This window comes from Pseudalkalibacillus hwajinpoensis (assembly GCF_039851965.1).
Taxonomy (GTDB): Bacteria; Bacillota; Bacilli; order Bacillales; family Guptibacillaceae; genus Guptibacillus; species Guptibacillus hwajinpoensis_E.
In genome coordinates, this window is the sequence record NZ_CP156674.1 from 873,228 (window position 1) to 898,902 (window position 25,675).

24 protein-coding genes and 3 pseudogenes are annotated in these 25,675 nt (G+C 41.2%); 5 read left to right on the plus strand and 22 right to left on the minus strand.

Annotated features, from left to right (window positions below; all coding sequences use genetic code 11):
• The first annotated feature begins 145 nt into the window (after positions 1–145).
• A complete protein-coding gene (locus tag ABFG93_RS04465; protein ID WP_347550991.1) occupies positions 146–625 on the plus strand; it encodes a sigma-70 family RNA polymerase sigma factor in 480 nt (159 codons plus the stop codon).
• A gap of 38 nt (positions 626–663) precedes the next feature.
• On the opposite strand, the gene ABFG93_RS04470 is transcribed toward ABFG93_RS04465, so the two are convergent.
• Positions 664–906 (minus strand): type B 50S ribosomal protein L31, encoded by a 243-nt coding sequence (locus ABFG93_RS04470; RefSeq protein WP_048310190.1) that lies wholly within the window; start codon positions 904–906, stop codon positions 664–666.
• A gap of 336 nt (positions 907–1,242) precedes the next feature.
• Between ABFG93_RS04470 and ABFG93_RS04475 the strand changes: the two genes are divergently transcribed.
• On the plus strand, positions 1,243–1,413 hold the full coding sequence (locus ABFG93_RS04475; protein ID WP_347550994.1) for a hypothetical protein: 171 nt from the start codon (positions 1,243–1,245) through the stop codon (positions 1,411–1,413).
• Here the strand turns inward: ABFG93_RS04475 and ABFG93_RS23010 are convergent.
• From ABFG93_RS23010 to ABFG93_RS04485, 3 genes are all read right to left on the minus strand, one after another.
• A complete protein-coding gene (locus ABFG93_RS23010; RefSeq protein WP_431522076.1) occupies positions 1,363–1,485 on the minus strand; it encodes a Spo0E family sporulation regulatory protein-aspartic acid phosphatase in 123 nt (40 codons plus the stop codon). The two genes, ABFG93_RS04475 and ABFG93_RS23010, sit on opposite strands and share 51 nt — an antisense overlap.
• Before the next feature lie 285 nt (positions 1,486–1,770).
• Positions 1,771–1,950, minus strand: a complete 180-nt coding sequence (gene fbpA, locus ABFG93_RS04480; RefSeq protein WP_347550996.1) for a Fur-regulated basic protein FbpA — start codon at positions 1,948–1,950, stop codon at positions 1,771–1,773.
• 16 nt (positions 1,951–1,966) lie between these two features.
• Positions 1,967–2,665 carry a DUF421 domain-containing protein gene (locus ABFG93_RS04485; protein ID WP_347550998.1) on the minus strand — a complete coding sequence of 233 codons (699 nt, stop codon included), beginning with the start codon at positions 2,663–2,665 and terminating at the stop codon, positions 1,967–1,969.
• A gap of 158 nt (positions 2,666–2,823) precedes the next feature.
• Between ABFG93_RS04485 and recQ the strand changes: the two genes are divergently transcribed.
• Positions 2,824–4,917 carry a DNA helicase RecQ gene (gene recQ, locus ABFG93_RS04490; protein ID WP_347551000.1) on the plus strand — a complete coding sequence of 698 codons (2,094 nt, stop codon included), beginning with the start codon at positions 2,824–2,826 and terminating at the stop codon, positions 4,915–4,917.
• A 21-nt stretch (positions 4,918–4,938) separates the two neighbouring features.
• On the opposite strand, the gene ABFG93_RS04495 is transcribed toward recQ, so the two are convergent.
• The 13 genes and pseudogenes from ABFG93_RS04495 to ABFG93_RS04555 form a co-directional block, all read right to left on the minus strand.
• Complete coding sequence (locus ABFG93_RS04495; protein ID WP_347551001.1) at positions 4,939–6,126, minus strand: ABC transporter permease; 1,188 nt, start codon at positions 6,124–6,126, stop codon at positions 4,939–4,941.
• Positions 6,123–6,812, minus strand: coding sequence for an ABC transporter ATP-binding protein (locus tag ABFG93_RS04500; protein WP_347551003.1), 690 nt, complete (start codon positions 6,810–6,812; stop codon positions 6,123–6,125). The genes ABFG93_RS04495 and ABFG93_RS04500 overlap by 4 nt, the downstream gene beginning before the upstream one ends.
• Complete coding sequence (locus tag ABFG93_RS04505; protein ID WP_347551005.1) at positions 6,809–7,933, minus strand: efflux RND transporter periplasmic adaptor subunit; 1,125 nt, start codon at positions 7,931–7,933, stop codon at positions 6,809–6,811. Before ABFG93_RS04505 ends, ABFG93_RS04500 begins: the two co-directional genes overlap by 4 nt.
• Before the next feature lie 2 nt (positions 7,934–7,935).
• The gene (locus ABFG93_RS04510) at positions 7,936–8,607 is read right to left on the minus strand and encodes a YIP1 family protein (protein WP_347551006.1); all 672 of its coding nucleotides are present in this window, start codon (positions 8,605–8,607) and stop codon (positions 7,936–7,938) included.
• A 270-nt stretch (positions 8,608–8,877) separates the two neighbouring features.
• Positions 8,878–9,081, minus strand: a complete 204-nt coding sequence (locus ABFG93_RS04515) for a hypothetical protein (RefSeq protein WP_347551008.1) — start codon at positions 9,079–9,081, stop codon at positions 8,878–8,880.
• Between the two features lie 355 nt (positions 9,082–9,436).
• Positions 9,437–10,681 carry a DHH family phosphoesterase gene (locus tag ABFG93_RS04520; RefSeq protein ID WP_347551010.1) on the minus strand — a complete coding sequence of 415 codons (1,245 nt, stop codon included), beginning with the start codon at positions 10,679–10,681 and terminating at the stop codon, positions 9,437–9,439.
• Between the two features lie 166 nt (positions 10,682–10,847).
• Positions 10,848–12,407, minus strand: a complete 1,560-nt coding sequence (locus tag ABFG93_RS04525; protein WP_347552755.1) for a fatty acid--CoA ligase — start codon at positions 12,405–12,407, stop codon at positions 10,848–10,850.
• A gap of 148 nt (positions 12,408–12,555) precedes the next feature.
• Positions 12,556–13,149 (minus strand): TIGR00730 family Rossman fold protein, encoded by a 594-nt coding sequence (locus ABFG93_RS04530; RefSeq protein ID WP_347551011.1) that lies wholly within the window; start codon positions 13,147–13,149, stop codon positions 12,556–12,558.
• A gap of 26 nt (positions 13,150–13,175) precedes the next feature.
• Positions 13,176–13,274: pseudogene (locus ABFG93_RS04535) on the minus strand (GNAT family N-acetyltransferase); the annotation flags it as partial.
• Between the two features lie 197 nt (positions 13,275–13,471).
• Entirely contained in the window at positions 13,472–14,185 is a 714-nt protein-coding gene (locus tag ABFG93_RS04540; protein ID WP_347551013.1) for an NAD-dependent deacylase, read from the minus strand.
• A 215-nt stretch (positions 14,186–14,400) separates the two neighbouring features.
• The gene (locus ABFG93_RS04545; RefSeq protein ID WP_347551015.1) at positions 14,401–15,969 is read right to left on the minus strand and encodes a glycine betaine uptake BCCT transporter; all 1,569 of its coding nucleotides are present in this window, start codon (positions 15,967–15,969) and stop codon (positions 14,401–14,403) included.
• Positions 15,970–16,154: 185 nt separating this feature from the next.
• On the minus strand, positions 16,155–16,442 hold the full coding sequence (locus tag ABFG93_RS04550) for an HNH endonuclease (RefSeq protein WP_347551016.1): 288 nt from the start codon (positions 16,440–16,442) through the stop codon (positions 16,155–16,157).
• A 68-nt stretch (positions 16,443–16,510) separates the two neighbouring features.
• Positions 16,511–19,738: a DEAD/DEAH box helicase gene (locus tag ABFG93_RS04555; RefSeq protein ID WP_347551018.1), complete on the minus strand. Its 3,228-nt coding sequence runs from the start codon at positions 19,736–19,738 to the stop codon at positions 16,511–16,513.
• A gap of 320 nt (positions 19,739–20,058) precedes the next feature.
• On the opposite strand from ABFG93_RS04555, the pseudogene ABFG93_RS04560 reads away from it, so the two are divergent.
• Positions 20,059–20,620 (plus strand): annotated as a pseudogene (locus ABFG93_RS04560) (LysE family transporter).
• Positions 20,621–20,721: 101 nt separating this feature from the next.
• Here the strand turns inward: ABFG93_RS04560 and ABFG93_RS04565 are convergent.
• The gene (locus ABFG93_RS04565) at positions 20,722–20,916 is read right to left on the minus strand and encodes a hypothetical protein (RefSeq protein ID WP_347551019.1); all 195 of its coding nucleotides are present in this window, start codon (positions 20,914–20,916) and stop codon (positions 20,722–20,724) included.
• Between the two features lie 136 nt (positions 20,917–21,052).
• On the opposite strand from ABFG93_RS04565, the pseudogene ABFG93_RS04570 reads away from it, so the two are divergent.
• A pseudogene (locus ABFG93_RS04570) lies at positions 21,053–21,916 on the plus strand (glycine betaine ABC transporter substrate-binding protein).
• 74 nt (positions 21,917–21,990) lie between these two features.
• Here ABFG93_RS04570 and ABFG93_RS04575 read toward each other — a convergent pair.
• From ABFG93_RS04575 to treR, 4 genes are all read right to left on the minus strand, one after another.
• Positions 21,991–22,983, minus strand: a complete 993-nt coding sequence (locus ABFG93_RS04575; protein WP_347551021.1) for a zinc-dependent alcohol dehydrogenase family protein — start codon at positions 22,981–22,983, stop codon at positions 21,991–21,993.
• Between the two features lie 244 nt (positions 22,984–23,227).
• On the minus strand, positions 23,228–24,313 hold the full coding sequence (locus tag ABFG93_RS04580; RefSeq protein ID WP_347551023.1) for a nitronate monooxygenase: 1,086 nt from the start codon (positions 24,311–24,313) through the stop codon (positions 23,228–23,230).
• A 28-nt stretch (positions 24,314–24,341) separates the two neighbouring features.
• Positions 24,342–24,830: a GNAT family N-acetyltransferase gene (locus tag ABFG93_RS04585; RefSeq protein ID WP_347551024.1), complete on the minus strand. Its 489-nt coding sequence runs from the start codon at positions 24,828–24,830 to the stop codon at positions 24,342–24,344.
• A 123-nt stretch (positions 24,831–24,953) separates the two neighbouring features.
• Positions 24,954–25,673 carry a trehalose operon repressor gene (gene treR / locus ABFG93_RS04590; RefSeq protein ID WP_347551026.1) on the minus strand — a complete coding sequence of 240 codons (720 nt, stop codon included), beginning with the start codon at positions 25,671–25,673 and terminating at the stop codon, positions 24,954–24,956.
• Between the last annotated feature and the right edge of the window lie 2 nt (positions 25,674–25,675).

Below are 25,675 nucleotides of genomic sequence, written 5' to 3' on the forward strand. Positions count from 1 at the left end.
ATTCCCCCTACACCGACTAAACGTTTCCGTGCTCTTCATCCTCGCTAATAACTTGTTCCCTTTTGTGACACCTGTTGGGATATGCCTTATTTTAAACTTACCGACGGAATAGAAGATGGGTGCACCCTCTCTGGAGTCAAAATCATTGGATGATTATTTATTTCAGCACCTCGCGAGCCTCTATGCCCCACTAATGAAAAGTCAGATTAAAAAGCTACACCTTGCACATGACTACAGAACTTATGAACAGGTTGCATTAATTGCTTTATGGGAATCTTATATAAGCTTTGATCATGAAAAGGGAAGCTTTTCTGCCTACGCCTATGTCAAAGTTCGTGGTAAACTTATAGACGAATTCCGTAAAGAGATGCGTCTATACAAACAGCAAGAGTATCAGTCGGATTGGGAGAAGCACGAAGAATTATATTTCACCTTGCATCGTGAAGATGACGTGGATGAGTATATGAAAGTATTGACAGATAACCAGAAAAAATGGGTACAACAGGCCATCGTAGAGGGAATGTCACTTAAAGAAATTGCTTGTCGTGAAGGAGTAAGCATTGGAGCTGTTAAATCCTGGAGGAAGAGCACGCTTGCGAAGTTAAGGAAGCATATTAAGGATTAAAAAAAACACTCCGTAACACGGAGTGTTTTCTATTATTACTAGCGGTTGTATTTCTTTTTGAACTTTTCAACACGTCCACCAGCATCGTTAAAGCGTTGCTGACCTGTGTAGAACGGATGAGATTCAGAACTAATATCAACCTTGATTAGTGGATATTCGCTACCGTCTTCCCACTCAATTGTTTCGTTAGATCCCATAGTAGAACCTGTTAGAAACTTAAAACCAGTACTAACGTCTAAAAATACAACTTGCTGGTATTTTGGATGGATTCCTTCCTTCATTGCTAGACCTCCTTTATCAATCAAATCATCATTTACGTTAAATGAATGGTATAGAAATAAACAGAGGTTTGGACCCAAATGTAATGGACACCAAAACCCGTCCTTTCTAGTATATAATTTTTGTGGCATATGTTCAAACATTGTATGAAACTTTTTAAAGAAATTTGATAAATATTATGTAAGTTAGACATATTAAATAGTTCAAAAGACCCACTAGAGAAAAGGATCGTAAACTTTATCCTATCAAATGAACGATTTTCATTAAAAGCCATTGACGGATATGTGTCTAATTTGTCATGATTGCCATATAGATGGATCTTCAAGGAGGTTGTTGAAATGAAGAATGAGACTCATGAGGAGATACTACTTATTCAACAAATTCGTGATTGTATTAAGGAATTTCAAAACGATTACCCACCTGTTGTGAAAGAAGCGATTTACCATTCGATTATGAGACTAACTTCTAAACTGGTTGATAGAGGCCAAACGCTGGTAAGAGGTCAATAAGTTATCAAGCTCCTGGCTACACTGTAACGTTTCTTCATGAGAAATTCCTTTCTCAATGCCAATCTCAATCATTTCCTCTTGCTTACGTTTAATCCAGTGAAGCAACTCTTCCTTTGCACTTTGCTTTACATACAACAAGGCTCGCCACCCCTCCTTTTCTTACGTACAAAATCTATTATGCAAATTTCATTATGAGTTGTATAGACTTTCGTCAAAACTAGACAAAAACATTTCGTTTTTTTTTTACGATAATGTTCGTTACACTATTCGTCTCGGTTCTCAATATAAGTCCATATGCCATAAAAGAACCAGACGTTTTCCCAACCAAATAAAATAACAGCTTCACAAACGAAGCTGTTACGTGCTGACTTTTGTATTTAGAACTTGCAGCGAATCTTTCGTTATTGAGAGGTAATAATAGATTAACTCAGTGTGTGAGCATTCATACAGTTGTTTTCGCTGCACTTTATAGATCCCTCTCTCTAATAATTGCACAATAAGTTCTTCTTTTGTTCGATATGATCTTTCCTTTTCCATCACATATCCTCCAAAACTATTCGATCTGTGTAATGCCATCTTGATAATAATCTAGTGAGAGCTTTCCATCTGAGTGAAGCTGCGCAAGAAAGACCTCCGTAACTTCCACATGCTTATCAGCAAGTACTTTTTTCAGCCACTGCTCATTCCGGCCCACTTTCTCCAACATATCCTTTATAATTTCTCCATCCATAATAACGGTTTTGGGTTCTTTATCTTCAGGTAGCTGAAGCCATAATTCCGACGGCTTTACGGCACGATAATCTCGTTTTAATAACACGCTGAGCTCCCCGTCTGCTTCTAGAATGGCAAACTCCACCTCGCGTGCGGAAAAAACGCTTTTCTTTCGTAACATCTCTAGAAGTTCGTCTGATGTAAATCGCTCTTTACGTAAGTTATCCTCTAAGATTTTTCCATCTTTAATAAATACTCTTGCTTGTCCTTCCACAAAATCTCTAACTTTCTTATTTTTCAATGAAGCGTAACTGAGCAAAACGGATACAAGTGTCCAGATCATAATACTCGTTGTCCCGTGCAACATGCTCGCTTTAACGTCCATTGATAAGCTACCAGCTATATCACCGATAATAATACCAACGATATATTCAAAATAGGATAGCTTGGACAGCTGTTTTTTACCGAGTAGCTTCGTAATTAGAAACAACCCTGCCAGGATAAACAGTGATCTAAGAACAATTTCAAACCATTCCTCCATCGTTTTATTCCCCTTTTATTCAACGTAAAAACCTTTTGTTTCATCCTTATTTTACTAACCTGTCCCACCTAATAAGGAATTATGTATTCTCTAGATCGAATTCATCTGATACAGTAAGATAAGATAATTTAAACCTCTGGTCATTTAGAAAGGAAGATATGATGCTTCAGGAGGCAAAAGAACAACTTAAGCATTACTTTGGATACGACAAGTTTCGATCTGGTCAAGAAAATATTATTACTAGCATCCTTACCCAAAAGAATACGCTCGGAATCATGCCGACCGGTGGCGGTAAATCCATATGCTATCAAATCCCCGCTTTACTTTCCGAGGGTTTAACAATCGTTATTTCACCTCTTATCTCACTGATGAAGGATCAGGTCGATGCGCTTGCAAGCTATGGGATTGATGCAGCTTATATTAATAGTTCACTTACGGATACAGAGATAAGAACACATATGCAGGCTGCTGAGAACGGTGAGGTGAAACTTCTATACATTGCACCCGAACGCCTTGAGGCTCCAAGTTTCCAGGCATTACTAAAGCGCACACCCATTTCACTCATTGCTGTTGATGAAGCGCACTGTATTTCTCAGTGGGGCCATGATTTCAGACCAAGCTATATGAAAATTAGCAGCATGATGGACCTATTTACAGAGCGTCCACCTGTAATTGCATTAACCGCGACCGCCACACCTGAAGTCATTGGTGATATTCAGCGGATATTAAATATCACAACCGAGCAGACATATATTTCAGGCTTCGCACGGGAAAATCTTCACTTCTCTGTTGTAAAAGGTGAAAAGAAGAAATCTTTTATTGATAAGTATTTGAGTCAAAATCCTTCTGAGTCGGGTATCATTTATACGGCGACAAGGAAGGAAGCAGATCAGCTATACACTTCCCTTCATAAACAGGGAATAAAGATCGGTAAATACCATGCAGGGATGACGGAACATCAGCGTAAAAAAGCGCAGGAAGAATTTCTATTTGATAACATATCGGTGATGGTGGCTACAAACGCATTTGGGATGGGTATCGATAAATCAAACGTCCGGTTTGTTATTCATCATAATCTTCCTAAAAACATGGAATCGTACTACCAGGAAGCTGGACGAGCTGGACGAGACGGAGAAGAAAGCGATTGTTTTCTACTCTTCTCACCAGGGGATATCCATGTACAAAAGTTTCTAATTGATCAAAACCAGCACGATCAGGTTAGAAAATCAGCGGATCTTGCTAAATTAAAGGCAATGGTCGATTACTGCCATACTGAAAAGTGCTTGCAAGGAACGATTCTTCATTACTTCGGAGATGACCGTCCAGGGTATCAATGCGGGAAGTGCAGCAATTGTAAGGATGAGCGGGAGGCTGTTGATATTACCCGAGAAGCGCAAATGATTTTTTCGACGATTAAACGTGTCAATGAACGCTTCGGCAAAACGATCATTGCCCAGATTTTGAAAGGTTCTAAATCAAAGCGCATTAATGAGCTTCGCCTTGATCAAATATCGACATTTGGTTTATTGAAGCACCAAACACAGCAGGAAACCGTTGATATGATTGACTTTCTAACCGCAGATCAGTATATCATGCTAACAGACTCCAAATATCCGACACTCGTTTTACAAGAAAAAACTCTGCCTGTTTTGAAAGGAGAGGCAACGATCCAAAAGAAAGTTGCGAGAAAACCGGAAGCAATCGAAGAAAATGACCAGCTCTTTACCCAGCTTCGTACACTACGCAAACAAATTGCGGATAGAGACAACGTGCCGCCATATGTTGTCTTTGCAGACAGTACACTTCGTGCAATGAGTGCTAAAGCGCCATCCACTCGTGCGGAAATGCTGGACATTAAAGGCGTTGGCGATATGAAATTCGAAAAATACGGGGACGCGTTTCTGGAGTTATTAAAAGCTGCTAATGTTAAACCTGAATCATCTGATGAAGCAAGTCACCTTGCTTCATTTAAGCTTTTTGAAGAAGGAAAAGATATTCCCACAATTGCAGCTACCCGTTCATTGAGCCCAACTACGATAGAAGGGCATCTTCTTAAAGCAATTGATGAAGGTCTTCTTCAAGAAATTGATCACTTTATGGACGAAGAAACGGAATCAGCCATCCTTGAACAGGCTGATATGATCGGTAATGACAAATTAAAACCGCTAAAAGAAGCGCTGCCAGAATCGATCACGTATTTTCAACTTAAAGCAGCGCTATCAAAACATCGACAAACAATGAAAAGAGGATGAGCAGAAGGCTCATCCTCTTTTCTATTCATACCGAAGTGATTCAATTGGATCAAGTCTCGATGCTTTATTTGCTGGTAGTAGGCCAAAGACAATGCCAATGATCATCGAGAATACAACGGCACCGACTACCACCTGCCATGAAATTAACGATGGCCAGTTGGCAAAGAAAGAAACCAGGTAGGCTGTTCCAGATCCAAGCAAAATCCCGATGATCCCACCAATCAATGTAAGGATAATAGACTCTACAAGAAATTGCAGCAGAATCTGCTGTCGTGTCGCTCCTAATGATTTGCGAATGCCTATTTCACGCGTTCTCTCCGTGACCGATACGAGCATGATGTTCATTACCCCTATTCCACCAACGAGCAAAGAGATCCCGGCGATACTACCAATAATCGTTGTCATAATTGTAGTAATTTGACCAATGCCCTGCGCAATTTCCTCCATATTAATAACCTGATAGGAATCTTCGGTTTCATGAAGGCGATTGAGTAGATTAGTTGCTTTCGTTCCCGCTGTACTAATTTCATCTGCATTCTCCACTTGAAGGGTAACCTGACTGTAGTTACTCGTTCCGAACATATTACGCATCGCAGTCCACGGAACGTATGTCTCTACTGAACCAAATGCAAAGAGGCCAGTTGGTTTCTTCAGCACGCCGATTACCTCCACAGGCTGCACACCAATGCGAATGATTTCGCCAATTGCCGATTTCCCTTCAAAAAGCTCTTCCTGCATCGCTTCGCTAACAACCGCCACTCTTCTTCCACCAAGAAAATCAGCACTTGTAAACGTACGCCCTTCCTCGATGTCGAGATTATTCACATCCATGTATGCTTGATTGATTCCAGTAATCGACGTATCGGTTTCATCCTCTCGAAGGCGCACAGTTGAAAAGTCTGAGGAAGAAGCGACAATGTTTTTCACTTCTTCAATTGTTTCAAGCTGACGTATATCTTCCTGTGTAAATGGATTGTCTTCCCATTTTCCCTGCTGCATTTCTTCTTCTGACGGTTGATAAAAGACTTCAATTGTGTTACCATCTCCAGCAATTTGCGATTTCAACATTGCTTCGCCACCCTGTCCAATCGCAACGACAACGATAACCGCAGCCACCCCTATGATGATGCCAAGCATGGTGAGAATAGAACGCATCTTATGAGCCTTAACCGACATTAATGCCATCTTAATATTTTCCCAGATACTCATGAAAGCCTCCCGCTCTTACAAGGTGCCTGCCCGAGCAAGCCGTCACGCACATAGATGACGCGACTTGCATAGGCAGCTACTTCTGGCTCATGCGTGACAACAATAATCGTAGTGCCCTCTTTATTTAATTCCACGAATAAATCCATAATCGCAACACTCGTCACAGTATCAAGTGCCCCTGTTGGCTCGTCAGCGAGAATAAGCGATGGATCATTTACCAAAGCTCTTGCAATGGCTACACGCTGCTTTTGCCCTCCTGAGAGCTCATTAGGCAGGTGGTCGACACGATCTTGCAACCCCACTTTCGTTAGTGCATCACGCGCACGTTCCTCTCGCTCTTTCTTTAAAGCACCAGCATATACCATAGGAAGTTCAACGTTTTTGAGTGCGTTCAATCGTGGTAAAAGCTGAAACTGTTGAAAAACAAATCCGATTGACTGATTGCGAACCTTCGCGAGCTCATGATCTCTATGCTGTGAGACATCTTCTTCATTTAAATAATAGGATCCAGAAGTCGGGCGGTCCAGACAGCCGATAATGTTCATGAGAGTCGATTTACCTGACCCGGATGGTCCCATAATCGCTACAAATTCGCCCTTCTTGATATCAAGACTGATTCCTTTTAAGACGTTAATGTTTTCTTTGCCGAGGGTATAGCTTTTGATAATCTGGTCGAGTTGGATCATTTGACTGTCACTTCCATATTGTCTTTCAGCTTTTCAGGCGGATCAATAACGACAGCTTCATCCTTCTTAAGACCCTTCGTTACTTCAATTCGTTTCGGTGTTGAAGAACCCGTCTCGATGTTACGCTTAACTGCCTTCCCTTCCTTCACTACGTACACAAATTGTTTTTCTCCGTCCTGCATTACAGCTTCAAAAGGAAGAGTTAATGCTTGATGCGACTCTGTTTCGATTTCTAGGATCATCTGGAAACCAGGTTTTAGCTTCAAATCCTCAGATTCGCTTATTTTAACGGTGACCGGGTATTGCACGGCAGATGAGGAAGCACCTCCCTCACCTGATGTTGCCTCAGGCATATACCCAACATCCATTACTTCAGCTTTCCATTTTTCGTCAGGGAGTGCGTCGGAAGTAATGGTTACTTTTTGACCTGCCTCAACGTTAAGCGTGTCATACTCTGATAGCTTTCCTTCAACCACAAGATTGTCCATACTGCCAATACGTAGAATTGGCTGCTCCAGCACAGACTGAGAAACCCCTGGTTCATTTACTTTGATAACAACACCCGAGATTTCACTTGTTACTTCAAGTTTGCTTATTTTTTGCTTAAGACGATCTCGCTGCAGGAGTGCTTGACGTAAATCTAAATTTGCCATTCGTTTGTCCATCTTCACCTGTTCAAGCTCTGTTTCCATCGTCTCTTCCGCTTCTTCTTCACCCACATCATCTGCTAACTCATTTTCTTTTTCCTTTAAACGGTTTTCCTGCTTATCAAGAGAGTTAATACGCAGGTAAAGTGATTCAATGTTTATCTCATTTTGCTCTTTTTCCATCTCAAGATCGGGATTCTCGTATGTTATGATCGGATCACCTTTTTTTACGGAGTCGCCTTCTTTCACGAGCACTTCCTTAATTTCACCGTTAGCAGGATCCTGATAAAGAAGACTCTCATTCGCCATCGTTAATGTTCCGGGTGTCATTACCGTTGAATTGATTTCCTCATCTTTTACCGATTCAGTTTTTACATTCGCGGTGCTATCTGCGTATGTACGGAAAACGTTTAATCCAATCACAATAGCAAGCACTGCTACAACTAAAATGGAGATCCAAATTTTCCTTTTCATTATTACATTCCTGTCATGGAGCTTAACGCACCACTAAGCGTTGTAAAACCAATTCCAATGAGAAAGAAAACAATTGAGATAGTCCATGCAAGAATTTTCGACCAACCTGCTGTAATATGTAGGCCAATCGCAAATAAGATCGTTGTCCAAATGCCAAAAATTTCGATGCTATTCAAGAAAGCGCCAAGTCCCCCTTCTGCGTCTACTAAACTACCAACACTAGTATATAAAGTTTCAATAGAACCTCCGAATATTGCTAATAATATTCCGTTTAGAATAAGACCCAGAGCTCCAATTATCGTAATAAATGTGCTCATAGAAAACAATTGCTTGAATGTTACTTCTGAGCTTGTTGCTTTCGTGATTAACCAGTAGATGAAACTAGAAAATAAAACGCCAAATGCAGGACCAAATCCGGCCGAAAGCACCGTAGTAAATTTAATAAATGTAATGAAACCACTCATATCTTCTTCATTAACCCCTCCGCCTGCAGTCATTTGCTCCTCAAACCCCGGACTTAATGTCATTAACCATCCAGCTAGTAAACTCATTACGGTTAAGACAATTAATGGAATCCATATTTTGGGATTCGTCCGAATTTTCTCGAATTGTTCCCCTGGACTCCAGATCATTCCTGGTATTGATGGTTTGGCTACTGATTCTTTTTCACTCATTATGTACACAACCTTCCAAAAGTTTATTCATTTAAGTGTACGATTCCGTTCCTTGAAAGGTTTCTTTTTCAGCCAAAATAATCAATAATTTACATATCTTCCTTATAGATAACCCTATTTTCATTAAAACGAACAAAAAGAGCCGATTATTTCATGTAGAAATAATCGGTCTAATACTTGCTATAGATAAATAGCTGCACTCTTCAAGAAACAACAGAAGAGGTAGCATGCCCTTACTTAAGACCTGCAACTCTTCCCACAACGTTGTGTCTAGCTTAAGTGGAAACGCAGCTTCATGATGTAATCGACATCACCAAATTCGAGAGATTCTAAGATCTCTTCTTCTGAGAATCCAGTAACAGTCGCAATGGTCCTGATGTACGGTTTTTTCTCTAATTTCATGCATCGTGCTCTGGCTTTCTGTGTCTGGTAAAGGACTTGCGAGTAGCGATGGTTAAATTTCATTCGCTTCACTGTGTACTCCTTTCACACCCATATTGCAAACTCACAACGCTGTGGTTGAGTGCTATGGGCATGCAGTTATCTATACCCATGTTCGTCACTTCAGAAACAGCTAATCATTTATTAAATTGCCATCTTACTTATCCAATTCAGCATCCACTAGTATGATTTGATGTTTTCTTATGAGACGAAGAAAACAGATGGCTAACCCTGCAAGCAGACAACTCCTCATTAATCTTTTCACAATCATTGCATCCATTGGAAGCTTGACGCCTCCTCTCTACTCCTTCATTATCATAAAAAGGATAGGTTCACATATGAAAAATATATGTGAAGACCAGTTGAGAAATACTTAAATCGATGACGCTCAAGTACTGGCGTCTTCTTTCTGATGAAGCATAGCTTTGATAAAATCATCATAGCGCTCTATTAACTGCTCCTTCGTTAGCGGGAGGACATTAATCAAGTCTTCGATCACATGTTTATCAGATCTTAACCAGGCATGATAATTCCTTTTCACATGACGTTCAGCATCTTCAAAACGATGAAAGACAATATCTTCGAGTTCACCTTTACACATGACTGACCACTCATTATTATGAGATGGACGAATGTAAATAATTGTACCAGCATGATTTTCATAAAATGAGCCGCTTTCACTGTTGCGCTGATTCAAACGGTTGCGATCTGCATCGCTTCTCATCGGCTTTAATGAGAATGTACCACCTACGAAGGTCGAAAATGTTTGCTCATTCAATTCACATCCAGCTGCCTTTGGATGACCACCACCACCAAAACGGGAAGCAAATTCCGAGACATCTGCTTCATCATGAATCGTTCGAAATCCAATTCGCTTACTTCCAGTGTTAATAATCGTAATGAAATCGAGATGTGGATTTCGCTTGTTTAATTCATTTCCAAGCTCTGAATGATATGATTCCGCATGAACAATACCGACACAATAGTCATCAATAAACGTTTGGACTAACTGGCGATTCTTAAGATGAATGTACCGCTCAATTTTACGTTCTTCAAGATCCAAGATCATCTCTTCCGATTCATTGAAAGAGAACGTATCAGGTTCACGTGTTAAGCGACGGAGCATTTCGGATTTAAAGGTTTCTCTTCCCATAATGGAAAACAGATCGTTTAACCTTTTCGCATCCACTTCATTCTCTTCTTCCCATTCCCACGTGTCATACTTTCGGACGAGTTCCAAAAATTGCTCCAGTCCTTCAATGCGCTCAAGTTTGTCACGCTTTATAAGAAACTCATAGAAAAGTGTAGCTGCGCACGTCTTTTTTTCTGCTCCTGGATCAACAAGTCCCCATTCATAATCGTTAAAATGCATCGCAGTTGCGTGGTGATCAATCATCTGCACATGACTGCCATTTTTATATCGCTCCTCAAGCATCTCTTCTACATGCTTGCTGACAGATAAGTCTGTTATGAATACCGGATCACTATCGTTCTGCTCTAGAAACGCCTCTACCCTGGAATCTAAATTTCGATATGTACAATGGGTGATAGCTGCTTCCTTATCGAAAGCAAGTTCAGCGATTAAGGCACAGGCTGCACCATCAAGATCGCTATCGGTAAATAATTTTATCATCAAGTATTCCTCCTATTCCATGTTAGTATGACCGCCATATTAGAAATCATGAGTTCATCTAAACATAGAAAAAGAGCGAGCGCCTGCCCGCTTTCTCTCTTTAAAATTTTCAATTATAGAGGTCGTTATGAGCACCTGTCCAATCTTTCATAGCTTCTGTTCCTTTTTATGCATTAGATTCAAGATGAAACTGTTCACGGAGGCGAAACTTTTGAATTTTGCCACTTGCATTTCGAGGGAGCTCATTTAAGAATACATACTTCCTCGGACGCTTATAGTCCGCAAGATCCGGGCTTTCTTTACAAAAGAGTTCCAAATCCTCCGCGGTAAGTGCTCCTTCTTTTTTCACAATGATCGCAGTTACAATTTCGCCCCACTTTTCATCTGGCTGTCCAAGAACTGCTACATCAAGAACACCCTCGTGGCCGTGCAGCACGTCTTCAATTTCTCTTGGATAAACGTTTTCGCCCCCAGAAATAATCATGTCATCGACGCGATCAGAAACAAAGAGGTAGTTTTCATCATCCATATAACCTAAATCTCCTGAATGGTACCAGCCTTTGTGCATTGCTTCTTCTGAGGCTTCCGGTCTATTGTAGTAACCCATCATCATGCATGGTCCTTTTACAATGATTTCACCAATTTCCCCAGCCGGAAGGATCGCCTCAGGATCAGATGGTCCATGCTCATTTGACCGAACAACCCGCACCTCATGATTCAGCGCTGAACGACCGGCAGATCCAACCTTTGATAGCTGCTCATGTTCATCAAGGAAGGTAACGGCAGGGCCCATCTCCGTCATACCATACGCCTGAATCAAGTTAATGCCAAGCTTTTCTTTAACAGCGACTACAAGCGCTGGTGCCATCGGTGCTGCTCCATATAGTCCTACCCGTAAACTGCTTCGGTCATAGAGAGACAAATCTTCCTGAAGAATCATATTCCACATCGTAGGCGCAGCGAAGAATACTGTAATTTTCTCTTCCTGGATCGTCTCAAGCACTTTACGAGGTTCAAAATGATGTAATATAATATTTGCTGCTCCAAAATGAACTCTTGGAAGGAAATTACAGTGTAGTTCAGCGCAGTGAAACATTGGAGCCACAACAAGTCCCCGATCAGCCTGTTTCATTTGCAACGAAGCACCACAGAGTATGCTTTGCTCAAGCATGCTGCGATGCTTATGCATGACGCCTTTCGGTCTACCTGTTGTTCCACTCGTATACATAATGGCATACAAATCATTTTCATCTACATCCGATTGTGGCTCGCTTTCTTTCGATAATCGAACATGCTGGGCATAGCTTTCAGCATAAGCAGGGACATTCGCATCAGTCGACCAGAAAGAAACACCTGGATAGTGTTCATGGATTTCCGCAACGATTGGTTCTAACGCTTTTTCATAAATAAAAACGGAAGGTTGTGCATCCTCAATAATGTAAGCGATTTCATTTGGTTTCAATCGAAAATTTATAGGGTTTAATACCGCACCGATCTTCGCGCAAGAGAAAAATAGCGTAGCAAGTTCGACCGTATTGAACAAAAAAGCAGAGACTCTGTCTCCCTTTTTAACTCCGGAATCCAGAAGCGCGTTCGAAAGACGATTAACTTCTAGGTTCCATTCCTCATACGTCCACCTGACATTTCGCAATGAGTCGACAAGTGCTTCTTCTTTCCCATACTTTCTTACCGTTTGAAGAAACAAAGAACCAATAGTTGCATACATCATAACCCCTCCATATCAAATTAGGTTTTAGGCTAGCCGTATGTATAGTTCCATTTTCATAGTGTAAAACCCTTCTTTTATTAGAGTATTGCATTATCTTATCGACTAGTTGTCATAAAGACGCAAAAAATACCGGTTTTCCCGGTATTTAGATACGATCTCCTATGTCTTGCTTCCATTTATTCATTAGTGGCACTGAATGATCTTTAATGCGTTCGATCAGAGAACGTGGGTTTTCCTCAGATAGCAGCGGCTCCATATAGCGTTTGTGAAGGAAACCTTCACTGACCATATGCTCAAGCATATTATTAAAGGGGGCATAATAGTTTTTCGTATTCAGGAGACCAATTGGTTTGTTGTGGTATTCTAACTGATACCAAGTGAAAATTTCTGTCAGTTCTTCTAGCGTCCCAATTCCCCCTGGAAGTGCTATAAACCCATCGCCGGATTCATACATTTTCGCTTTTCTTTCATGCATCGTCTCAACGATAATCAGTTCAGTCAATTCAATATGTGTCACATTATCATATATTTTACGTGGAATAATACCAGTCACTCTGCCACCATGGTCTAATACCGTTCTTGCAAGTTTCCCCATTAACCCTACATTCCCGCCCCCATAGATGACTTCTATTTTCATTTCGGCGAGTACCTTCCCAAGCTCCTCAACTGCATCAAAGTACAGCCTGTCTACAGCTTCACTTGAACCGCAAAACACTGTCAAACGTTTCAATTCGTTCAAACGGTTCTACCCCCTTCGTCTCTTTTTTAGTGCAGAACTTTCTTCATATTAATGTTCGTGGTTTCAAAGCCAAGGCGTTCATAAAGGCGAATTGCTTTTTTATTATGACCAAAGACATGTAAGGAAAGTCCTTCTATCCCTTACTCGTGAAACCTTTTCCAATTCATAAACTGGGTAAACTCAAAATCGTTCATTTCTCTTAGCATAACCATGACGTTACCTCCCTTTCCTTCTAACGTCATCTTACTATTAACTATGTCTGAAAAATAGGGTACATGCACTCAAAACAAAAATACCGATTTTCATCGGTATTCGTTGTCAGTTAATCAGAATTTGCCCGGGCTAACTTGGAGAGGACTTCCCCTATTTTCTCATGTATTACAAGATCAGCCATCGAATCATATTCAGTTTCTTCCTGGTTAACGATCACCAGTTTTGCGCCATTCCGCTTTGCTTCAATAGGAAATACATTTGCAGGCGAAACCTGTAACGATGATCCAAGTACGATAAAGAGGTCCGCTTTCTTTGTTTCAAGCTTGGCCTGATGGATCGCATTTAATGGAATGGGCTCTCCGAATAAGACAACACCAGGTCTTTTAAATCCACCACACGAGCAATTGATTTCTTCATTTATATATGATTCGTTAGAACCCGTTTCACCACATTCATCACAGTAGACGTTGCACAGTGTCCCGTGAAGCTCAGAGACATTGAGACTCCCTGCGTGCTGATGAAAACCGTCCACATTCTGAGTCAAAATACAGCTGACATCGCCATTACGCTCCCAGTCAGCTAGATGATAATAGCCAGCATTAGGACGGGCGGCCCTCAACTTTTGAATTCGATGTTTATAAAATCGGATAAATAAATCCCGCTCATCCCGCATCGCCTCTCTACTCGCAAGCTGCAGAGGATCAACTTCGTTCCACATCCCATCGAGCGCAGAGCGAAAGTCAGGTAAACCACTTTCTGTACTCATTCCTGCGCCGCTTAGTACGACGGTATGCTTTGCTTCACGAAACAAGTCCGTAAGCATATAATCACCAGCTTTCATCTTTACGGATAGTTATCAATTCACATATTTCGCCCTTTCTAAACCCCCTGGCCTATATTCTGTTAATTAATTTTAAAATTATTAACCAAACTTTCACGAAAGAAATACTCTATTGGTGAAACTAAGATTTAACTCGCATGAGCTAATCAACGATAAAAATAGGCAATGAGGGGATATTCCCTCATTGCCTATTTTGGTTATTTCGTTGCTGGTGCAGTTTGATCGTCTTTTTCGACACCATGTTTTTCTTTCCGTTTTTCTTTCCTTGGCTTTGGATCTTTAGCTACCAGGTATTTCTCTTTCGTAAGCGCCTTGTAGAACGAGACGGTCATTAAAATCATAATGATCGAGAACGGCAGAGCGGCAAGAATCAACACGTTCTGGAGCGCCTGTAGTCCGCCTGTATACAATAGCACAGCCGCCATAGCTGACTGAGTTACACCCCATGTAAGTTTAACACCCGTGCCAGGATTTAGAGATCCATGTGTTGTCTGCATTCCCAGTACAAATGTAGCGGAGTCAGCAGAAGTAATGAAGAAAGTTCCAATCAGTGTAATCGCTACTATTGATAAGACGATGCTCATTGGGTAGTTCTGGAAGGTTCCAAATAACGACTCTTCAGTTGCGAGTGACGCAATATCTGCAATTCCCTGCTGTTGAATGTTGATTGCAGAAATTCCAAAAGTTGAAAACCATAGAAAACCAACGACTGAAGGAACAAGAAGAACACCTACGAGAAACTCTCTAATTGTCCTTCCTCTTGATACGCGAGCAATAAAGATTCCTACAAATGGTGACCAGGAAATCCACCATGCCCAGTAGAAAATCGTCCAGCTGTTAATCCACTCGCGATTTTCAGGATTAAGCGGTGCAATACGGAAGCTCATTGCAATTAAATTTGCAAAATAAGCACCAATCGTATCCGTAAACATATTTAGAATGTAAATGGTCGGTCCAAGAATGAACATAGCAAGGAAAAGAATACCTGCCAGTCCAATATTTGCATTACTTAAGTATTTAATACCTTTTCCGATTCCTGACCATGCAGAGATCATAAATAGTACAGTTACTACACCAATAATAATCAGTTGTGAACTAAAGCTGTTCGGTATGTCTGTTAAGAATGATAAACCGCCATTAATTTGTACTGCACCAAATCCAAGTGTAGTCGCTACACCCACAATCGTTGCAAACACGGCAAGTGTATCAATGACTTTACCAAAGAGACCGTTGACCTTTTCACCAAAAATTGGATAAAGGGTAGCACTAATCAAACCGGGACGATCGTGTCTAAATTTAAAGTAAGCTAGAACAAGTGCAACAATCGCATAAATCGCCCAGGCATGAATGCCCCAGTGAAAATACGAATACTGCATGGCTTCTTTAATTGCAGCAGGAGTGCCTGTTTCAGCGGTTGGTGCATTTACAGCATAATGAGACATCGGTTCTGCTGTACCCCAGAAAACTAGGCCGATTCCCATACCAGCACTAAATAACATCGCAAACCAGCTAAGTCTTGTGAATTCTGGTTTTTCATCCGGCTTACCAAGCTTAATCTTACCGTATGGTGTAAAGATAATGAATACACAGAAAATGACTAGCAGCGTGACAAGAATAAGATAATACCAACCTAACTTATTCGAAATAAACGTTTGAGCACTCGCCGAGAGTGACTCTAATGTTCCTGGTGAAGTTGCTCCCCAGATGACCATTAGTATACTAATTACCAGCGTGCTCCAAAACACGGAGGATACTTTACCCCTCATAAACTCCACCTCAACTTAAAATAATTTCTGTAACAACTACATTAAAAAATAGTACCATTTTACCTCTATCTACTTATACCACTACAGAAAGTGTCGAAACACATATTTCTATCCTTAACTAGGAAGCTCGTGGTTAAACCTTTGCAAACACAGGGTTTTTGAAAAGATTAATTTTTTTAAACCCATTATTTTTTCCTACTTCGCTCATGCGATTTTTTAATTTTAATGCTTTTTGTACCTGGCTGCTTCTTAATCCACTTGAGATAACAACGAATTTTGTCGTCTTCTTTAAGCTTCTTAATCGAATCAAGTCTGACTGAGAGCTCCTGATTTGTATATATGGCGTGAATCTGCTTATGACAAGGCACACAAAGGAAAGCGGTCGGCTTGAAGGTGCCGCCTTCTTCCTTCGGTGTAAGATGATGGCTAGTACCTTTAACCACACTACGTCCGCATAATTCACAAACGTCCATCTCTCATCACCTCACGCTTTCATTATTCTTTGTTTGTTGCTTTCCCCGTATTCAACTAGATGTTAAATTTAGATGCTCAGGATATCTTTAATTTCATCTTCAGATAAACTCGAAATCATCGTTTCCCCTGGTTGAATGACTTTTTCAATTAATTCTTTCTTCTTTTGCTGGAGCTCATAAATCTTTTCCTCAATTGTTCCCTGAGTAATAAGTCTCATGACCTGCACAACATTTTTTTGTCCAATACGATGAGCTCGACCCGCAGCCTGTTCTTCAACAGCAGGGTTCCACCAGAGATCATACAGAATAACTGTATCAGCACCTGTAAGATTTAAACCTGTTCCACCGGCCTTTAATGAAATTAAGAAGATTTCTTTTTCACCTGCATTGAATCGCTCCGTCATTTCAACCCGTTCCTTCGATGGTGTCTGGCCATCTAAGTAAAATACTGAGTAGCCGAGATCTGCTAGTTTTTGATGAATGATCTTTAACATACTTGAGAACTGTGAAAAAATCAGAAGTCTTTTCTGATTTTCAATCGACGTAGTCACAATGTCCAAAAGCTGTTCGAGCTTACCGGATTGTCCATCGTAATTTTCAAGAAATAGCGATGGATGGCAACAGAGCTGGCGCAGTCGAGTAAGTCCAGCTAGAATCTTCATGCGATTCTTTTGAAATCCCTCTCCAGCAAGGCTTTCTTTCGTTTCCTGTTGAATCCGGTGCAAATAACCGATATAAAGTTCTTTTTGCTGCTTCGTTAATTCGGATACTTGAACGGTTTCAATTTTATCTGGTAGCTCCTTCAAGACATCCTTCTTCACGCGTCTTAGGATAAACGGACGAACCATTCTCGATATACGCTCATGAGATAGATTTCTAAATGTTGATTGATCCGGGAAGAACCCTGGCATGATCGAATGAAAAAGGGCCCACAGTTCATCAAGTGAATTCTCAATTGGCGTACCACTGAGCGCAAAACGTTTCGCTGCTCTAAGTTGTCTGACTGCTTGAGATGTTTTTGTCGCAGGATTTTTGATGGCTTGCGCTTCATCAAGAATGACAGAATCAAATGCGATCGCTTCATACTGCGCAATATCCTGCCTCAGTGTAGGATAAGATGTAATCCAAACGTCCGGATGCAGGCCTTGATTTAACAATTCCTTCCGTTCTGCTGGTGTCCCAGTATTGACTTCGATGTGAAGACTAGGAGCAAACTTTTCGAACTCTTTTTTCCAGTTATAAATAAGGGATGCAGGTGCCACAACAAGCGCGATTGCATCAGGATTTTCATTCTTTTCAGATAGCAAATAAGCGATGCTCTGAAGCGTTTTACCAAGTCCCATATCATCGGCAAGAATGCCGCCTAATTGGTAATACGAAAGCGCCTTTAGCCACTGAAATCCAGTCATTTGATAAGTCCTTAAATCTGCATCCAACCCTTCAGGAAGCCCAAACTGAAGATCTTCAGGATGCTTTAAACGCGATACAAGCTCACGAAATGCTTTACTATAGCGTGAAGCATTTCGCCCACCACTGATTCGCTCATCGATTTGAAGCCCTCGATAAAGCGGTAAGTGAAGCTCGCCCCGATCAATATCTTTTTCTTTAATATTCAGGTCGTTCAATAGTTGACTAACATGTTGAAAATCATCATTCTCAATCGAAACAAATGCGCCATCCGGCAGACGGTAATAGCGATCTTTCTCGATAACAGCTTTCAGGATATTCGAAATCTCACCTTCGTCCAGTCCTTTCATATCAAAGCTAACGTCTAGCCAGTTTCCATTTCGATCCATATCGACAGATGTAACCGGAAGCGAAGACTCATCAAGTAACCAGCCACTGGCAGATTCGGTGAGAAATACATCTGCAAGATCATGAAGCTGTGGGATCGTCCAATAAAGGAAATCAAAAATCAGGGCTTCATCTTCCACATAAAGCTCACGACCATTAAATTTCAAGGATGCCTGCTCAATCAATGACATGATTCTCTGTTCCTTTTCGCTATCCCGTAGAATAATGCCACCATCTTCTTTCACAATTCTGACGTCATCTTTGAAAGGATTAATGACATCATCCCCATACTGATACTCGACCGAGACAAGTAGACGCTCTCCCTCAGCATTCACGTACACTTTAGCACGCAAGTCAGGATTGACTATTTTTTCGTGAATCTGATCAGAAATCGTAACGTTCCCAAGTTTCTTTAAGCCTGGAACGACTCTAGAAAGAAATGGTTCAATTTGAGATTGTGAAATAGAAAGATCGCTTTTTCTAGCTGAATCTCGAAAATGAGAAAGATCCTTTAGTAATGATTGCTGTCTCTTACTCAATTTATAAAGTGTTTTATTGTGAAACAACCATCCGTAAGTTGGAAAGAAAGGTGCGGTTTGAAAGCCGTTTAACTGCAACACATAATCCGTTTCCCGTTGCTCAATCTCAAATGTGAAAGGAAGCGCTCCATCATGTACAGCGGTTTGTTCATGAAGCGTGCGATTAAATTCAAATCGAACGGTTCTCTCCTGTTTAAGAAACTCCATCAAAAACTCATTCGCAGCAAGTGGGGGAAGAATGAGTTCTCGATTCTCAGTAAAGCGGCCCCAATTGTCAGGCAAATCCAAATAAACCTTCTCATTACGTCTAATGGCTAAAAGCATTTTTATGAGAGATTCATCGTGTTCATGGAAATGATGTTCATCTGGCTCAAAGCTAAACTTCTTCGTAAAGAAATAAGAATCTCCTTCAAGAATCGCATCAAGAAACGTTCGGATGTCTTTCACCACATACAGGCGATTGATCCCAACCTTCATCTCTATCGTCCATGGGGAATCTCCTTGTGATTTCCTTAGTGTTGGATATGAACTAGCCTTGATTGTAAATTCGACCCGCAGTTCATCTGATCTCATCTGTGTGAGGTTATCCGGCTGAAAATCACTGAGAACTTGAATGAGTTGATTCGTCTCATGATAGCTCCGCGGCGACACCTGTGCTGGCTTTTCTGTTTCTTTTTCCTCCAAAGTCAAAGGACTATTCTCACTGATCGCAATGAGCACAGCTGCAAGGTGCTTGCACGTGCCATATGTTTCAAAGGCAGCACATTCGCATGAACCAAACCAATTATCACCAAGCACTTCAATCAACACGCTGTATCGTTCACTTCCATCCACATAGGCTCGAAAGGACTGATCCTCCTCATCAAACTTGAGCTCCGTTACCCGCCCGCTTTGATAATACGTTAGTCCCCTTTGATAAAAGCTTACTGGAAAACGTTCTTTTATTTCGCTTTTAGTAAACATAGAAAAGCTCATTTCCGCATCACTTCAATTCCAATGGTAGTAGTAACCTTCATTATACAATTTTCCACATCTTCTTCAAAACCATGAGCGACCCAAAGACGCATAATAGCATATTTTCTCTCAAATTTAAAATAATACTTCTATTTGATTAAAGATGGACATGTATATAAAGGGCATCTTCTTTTATGTAAAAACTTGCTTAAAGCCATTAAGAGAGACTTTTGAAAAGGAGAATGACGTTCATGATTGAAATCGCGATTGCTCATATTGCACTTGGCTTATCGATCGCCGCCCCACTTGGACCCATCAATATTGAAATCATGAAGCGCGGCATACATAAAGGATTTTGGCCCTCTCTCTTCGTTGGTGCCGGGGGAATGAGCGCAGATTTACTACTTATGTTTTTGATGTATTTTGGTATTGCTGTCTTTGTTGAAATTTCATATGTGCAAATTTCCTTATTGGTACTTGGTGCTGTTATTTAAACGTGTTCAGGAATTCAGGGGGTTCTTATCAACTATAAGTTTAGATGAAGAGCAAGATAAGGGAACCCCGGGGTTGCTTCACTCTTATGCCACTGGGTTTATGATAGCAGCTTTCAATCCAATGAATCTTCTATTCTGGCTTGGCATTTATGGATCGGTCCTAAGCGCCTCTCTTCAGCAGCCAGACAAATGGCAGGCTTTCTTCTTATCTGCACTCATTTTAATCGGCATCGGACTGTGGAAAGTGAATCTCTGTATGACAGTCCATTTCGGTAAAACGCTATTGAAACCAGGAACCCTTCGAGCTATAAGCGTGACAGCCAGTCTCGTTCTGCTATACTTTGGCATAAGGTTTGGCTACCTCGCTGCCGAAATGATCTTCATCGCTTCTAATTAAAAGAACCTGTTAGGTGCTATTGTTAAAAACACGTTTTTGGCTCTTTCCGAGTGAAACCTTAGGTTCACTCGAATTAGAAAAAGAGCTTCCTCAAGAAGCTCTTAGCTAAAATAAACGTATGTAGCTATCCCTGCAACAGCTATAATCCCAACTAAAAGATAGATCGCAGAGATCGTGACCGTCGTATTTTTCGCTTTCTTTCCATAACCAGGATCGCTTTTCCCAGCAACCATTAACGTACCAATCATGATGATAACAAGAAAAAATATAATAAGTGTCGTTGCGATCGTTAGCATTTTCTCCTCTCCCCTCATCTTTATCATACACTGACTTCATATCGTAAGAAACCTGCAAAAAAGTGAAACATTTGTTAAGATAGGTAACATGTGCATTTTCGCAAAAAATACAGAGAGTTTTTATAGGAGTGTTTTTATGAGGAGAGGAATTTTACTTATTATGATTGCTGCACTAGCGATCCTAGCGGCATGTGGCAATTCAGAAGATAATGCTGGTGACGAGGAATCAAAGGGCACAGTGACATTCGGACTGAACAACTGGGCTGAGAATATCGCGGTTTCGAATATGTGGAAAGTAATTCTTGAAGAAAAAGGATACGATATCGAATTAAAATCAATGGAGAAAGCACCCGTTTGGGCAGGTGTTTCTCAAGGTGATCTGGATGTGGCTGCAGAAGTATGGCTTCCTACTACAGATAAACCGCTCTATGAAGAATACAAGGAAGATATTGAAATGCACGAAACGTGGTATGAAGGGACAGGACTTGGCCTTGTTGTTCCAGAATACATGAATATTGACAGCATCGATGAGCTTAACGCTCAGAAAGAAAAACTCGGTTTAGAAGAAATTGTCGGAATCGATCCTGGTGCGAGCCTGATGGAAATGAGCAGAACAGCCCTTGCAGAGTATGACTTAAACTACGACCTTGTTGATAGCTCTGGACCAGCTATGATGAGTGAACTTAAAAAAGCTTATGAGGACAAAGAGCCGATCGTTGTGACACTCTGGAATCCACACTGAGCATTCGCTGAGTATGATTTAAAGTATCTTGAAGATCCTAAAAAAGTCTACGGTGAAGCAGATGATATCTACTTCATGACAAGAACTGGGTTTGGGGAAGATCATCCCGAAATCGTTGAATGGATGAACAATTGGAAGATGGACGACGACTCACTTGGTAGTTTAATGGCTACTATCAAGAATGCCGATGATGCCGAAACAGGTGCAAAGCAGTGGGTTGAAGACAATCAAGATTTAGTGTCTGAATGGACAAAATAACCTCATCTTCGAATTTTTTATCTAACGGGAGGAATCCTCCCAGATTGGCAGGGTTCCTTTTTATATCAGTACACTTATAGATCATTTACTGCAACAACTTTCCCAATCGCTTTTCCTGATTCAAGATGTGTATGTGCCTCTCCGATCGATGAGAATGAAAACTTCTCCCCGTCCAGGACAGGTTTTAAAACCTTGTGGTCGACCATCTTCGCAATACGTTTGAGGATTTCTCCGTGATGCTCCCGTCCTTCGTTTGTGAGCATTGGCAAGAGCATTAATACCCCATGATACGTTGCGCTTTTAATATAAAGCGGGGTCATATCATGTTCACCACTTCCCACGATACAGGCAACCTGTCCACTATTTCTCACTGCCTGGAATGATTTCTCCATGTTGTCTCCTCCTACCGTATCGAAAACCACGTCGAAGCCTTTTCCGTTCGTATAGTGTTTCACATAGTCTTCTACGGACATCTCTTTATAGTTAATAGCATAATCAGCGCCAAGATCTTTGCCCATTTGCATTTTTTCAGATGTTGAAGCTGTCGTATAAACAATTGCTCCAAGGGCCTTTGCCAGCTGAACCGCGATATGCCCTACACCACCTGCGGCACCATGAATGAGGACTGTTTGCCCCGGTTCAACGTTGACACGATCAACGAGTGCTTCCCATGCTGTAATTGATACGAGTGGCAGCGCAGCCCCCTCTGCCATCGATAGCTGCTTCGGCTTCTTTGCAACAAGCTTTTGGTCCACAATCATACTTTCACAAAGGGCACCACTTAGTCCTTTAACGCCACCCGCACAGGCATATACTTCATCACCCTTTGAAAAAGAGCTGCCCGGAAAGGCTTCTTCAACAATACCAGCTACATCCCCATGTAAAACGGCTGGAAATTCAGGGGCAAATGTCTCTGCAACTCCTGATCGAATTTTTAAATCGACAGGGTTTACGCTCGTTGCCTTTACGTTGATTTTAAGTTCGCAAGCTTTCAATTCTCTTGATGCTATCTTCTCAATACGAAAATTAATTGGCTCTCCAAATTTATTCAATACAACTGCTTTCATCTTTAAACGGCCTCCTCAATGAATGAAAATACGTTATACATCAACACCTGTACCTGTTCCCTATATCTTTTTAAACAAACAGGTATTGCATCTCACTTTTATGACCACACTTCTTGATACAGCCGGTCATTATCTTTTCACACCAAAAGATGCTGTCAGGTGACCGGCCGTACCATTGCAAGTTGAAAGAGCTCCTCATCAATTGAGGAGCTTATCTTATTTCTACCCCACGTACACACATGTTTTATGTTAAATTGCGGAGAGACCTTTCCACCTGTTTAACGCACTGAATAACAATTTCCTGTGCTGACTTCTCTCCACTTAAACGAGGGCTCTGTCCCGACCAGAGCGACATGAACTCTGGACGGTGCTGCTTCGCTGCTTCCCCGCGGATATCTTTCGTAAGAGAATTCAACATAGGATATCCAGGTAGATCTTCAATAGAAACAACAGCCATCTCTTTCATAAATTGATTGTGAATGCCTCTTGCAGGCTTTCCACTAAATTTAGACGTGACTATAACCTGATCTTCTGTGCTATCCATTATCAAGGACTTATGAAGTGGATTCGCTCCGCTTTCTTTTGAAGTCACGAATGCAGTTCCCATCTGCACGCCTCCCGCTCCAAGAGCAAGAGCAGCCAGAATGCCTCTCCCATCCATTATTCCACCTGCAGCAATGACTGGAATACTGACTCTGTCTACTGTTTGGGGGATGAGCGAGACGGTTCCGATTAAGGAGTGGTCAAACTCACCTGTAAATGTTCCTCGATGTCCACCAGCCTCTGAACCCTGCATCACGACAAGATCCATCCCTCTCTCTTCATTCAGGAGTGCTTCATTTACAGTCGTTGCAGTACCAATTAGGGTCAATCCCTGGTCTTTTAGCAGCTGAATCTCCTCATTAGAAGGTATACCAAATGTAAAGCTACAGATCGGAACCTCTTCTTCGATTAATATTTGAAGCTTTTGCTTGAACTCCTCCTGGAGAACAGAAGCCGATATTTGTTCTGTTTCTGGATCCGACAGGCCAAGTTCATCTCGATAGCGACGCATTGCTGCATTTGCCTTATCAATTTTTACCGGAGAAGTCACATCTCCTTCTGGTATAAAAACATTTATCGAAAAAGGATTCGAAGTTAGCAGCTTAACCTTCTGAATCGCTTCTCTCATTTGACCGGGGTTCATATACCCTGCTCCTAGACTGCCAAGCCCACCCGCATTAGAAACTTTAGCGATAAGTTCAGGTGTTGTCACCCCTCCAGCCATACCAGCCTGTATGATTGGATAAGTAATCTTTAATCGGTTTGTAACTGATGTTTCAAACCACATGTAATCATCATTTCCTTTCCATGAGTGCTCAAATAAAGTTATGAAGAATTGCCATTAACCCTGAGCGACCTTCCTTTTTATATCCTTGATCAACAAATCCAGCATTTATGTACAACTGTTTGGCTGCTGGGTTATTGTGATTAACTCCCAGAACAATTTCATTCCGACCAGGCATATTTTCTCTAACAAATGGTTCAAGTAGATGAAGGGAGCACTTTCCGAACCCCTTTCCCTGCTCTTCCAAATTAATTGAAAAAGCTCTCATTAAGACCGCTTCAGGATTAGTCGTATATAAAGCCACATCTGCTCCCAGATCAAGAACAAAAAAACCAATAACCTTTTCGTTATCAAGAATTACGACCGGAAACTTCTCTTGATCAGCCAAACACTTTTCATAAGTAGGAATCGGCATTGAAGTAAAGGCTAATTGGTCTTCTCCTAGCTTGAACTGACGTAGCGATTCAACGTGCTCTGCTTCTGCTTTTCTTAGCACTATACTATTCTCGACTATTTTCAACTCTTAAAGCTCCTTCCAACATTCGATTCTCTCCTTTACAATTCTCCTTCATCATTTAATTCCCTTCCATTGAAAGACAATTCCTGATCACAAAAAAGGCGCCCCGGACTGAAGCGCCTTTCATTATTGTTTCTCACGACGAGCAAAATCAACGAACCTAAATTTATCTAATCGATGCCGTGATTCGGTATACTCAATTAGTGTCGTATCGCTCAAATAAACATAATTTCGAACGACAACTACATGATCATAGTCTTTTAAATCCATATACCGTCGATCATCCTCGTCTACTTCTTCAACCACAATTTCTTTCTTCGCATAGCTAACCGTGAGACCCATATCATTTTCAAGATAATCGTAGATCGAATTCTCACAAATCGTCCTGGTTAGCTCTGGAACGGAGCGGGCTGGAAAGTAGTCGCGATCAAGTATAATTTTCTCGCCATCAATCTCTCTCCCACGAACAACATGCCAGACGAGTGCTTCTTTATCAAGCTCAAGCTGCTCCCTTACCCACTCTGTCGGCGATTCCTTCTCAAGATAATGTACAATTGTACGCGAAGATTGGTTCATTTTCTCTGAGATTTCCTTAAAGCTAACTAGCCCTGAAACGGGGAAATCGTAGCGATTAAGATCAAGTACCACAGATCCTCTCGCCTTGATTTTCTGAATCATCCCATTTTGAGAGAGTAAATTAAGCGCTTTTCGAATCGTCTCGCGGGACGTCCCGTACGTTTCTGCAAGCTCATGTTCAGATGGCAGCTTATTATTCGGTTTATAAGAACCATCCTGAATTTTAGAAGATAATTCTTGATAAATCTGCTGGTATTTGGTTTGCTTCATAC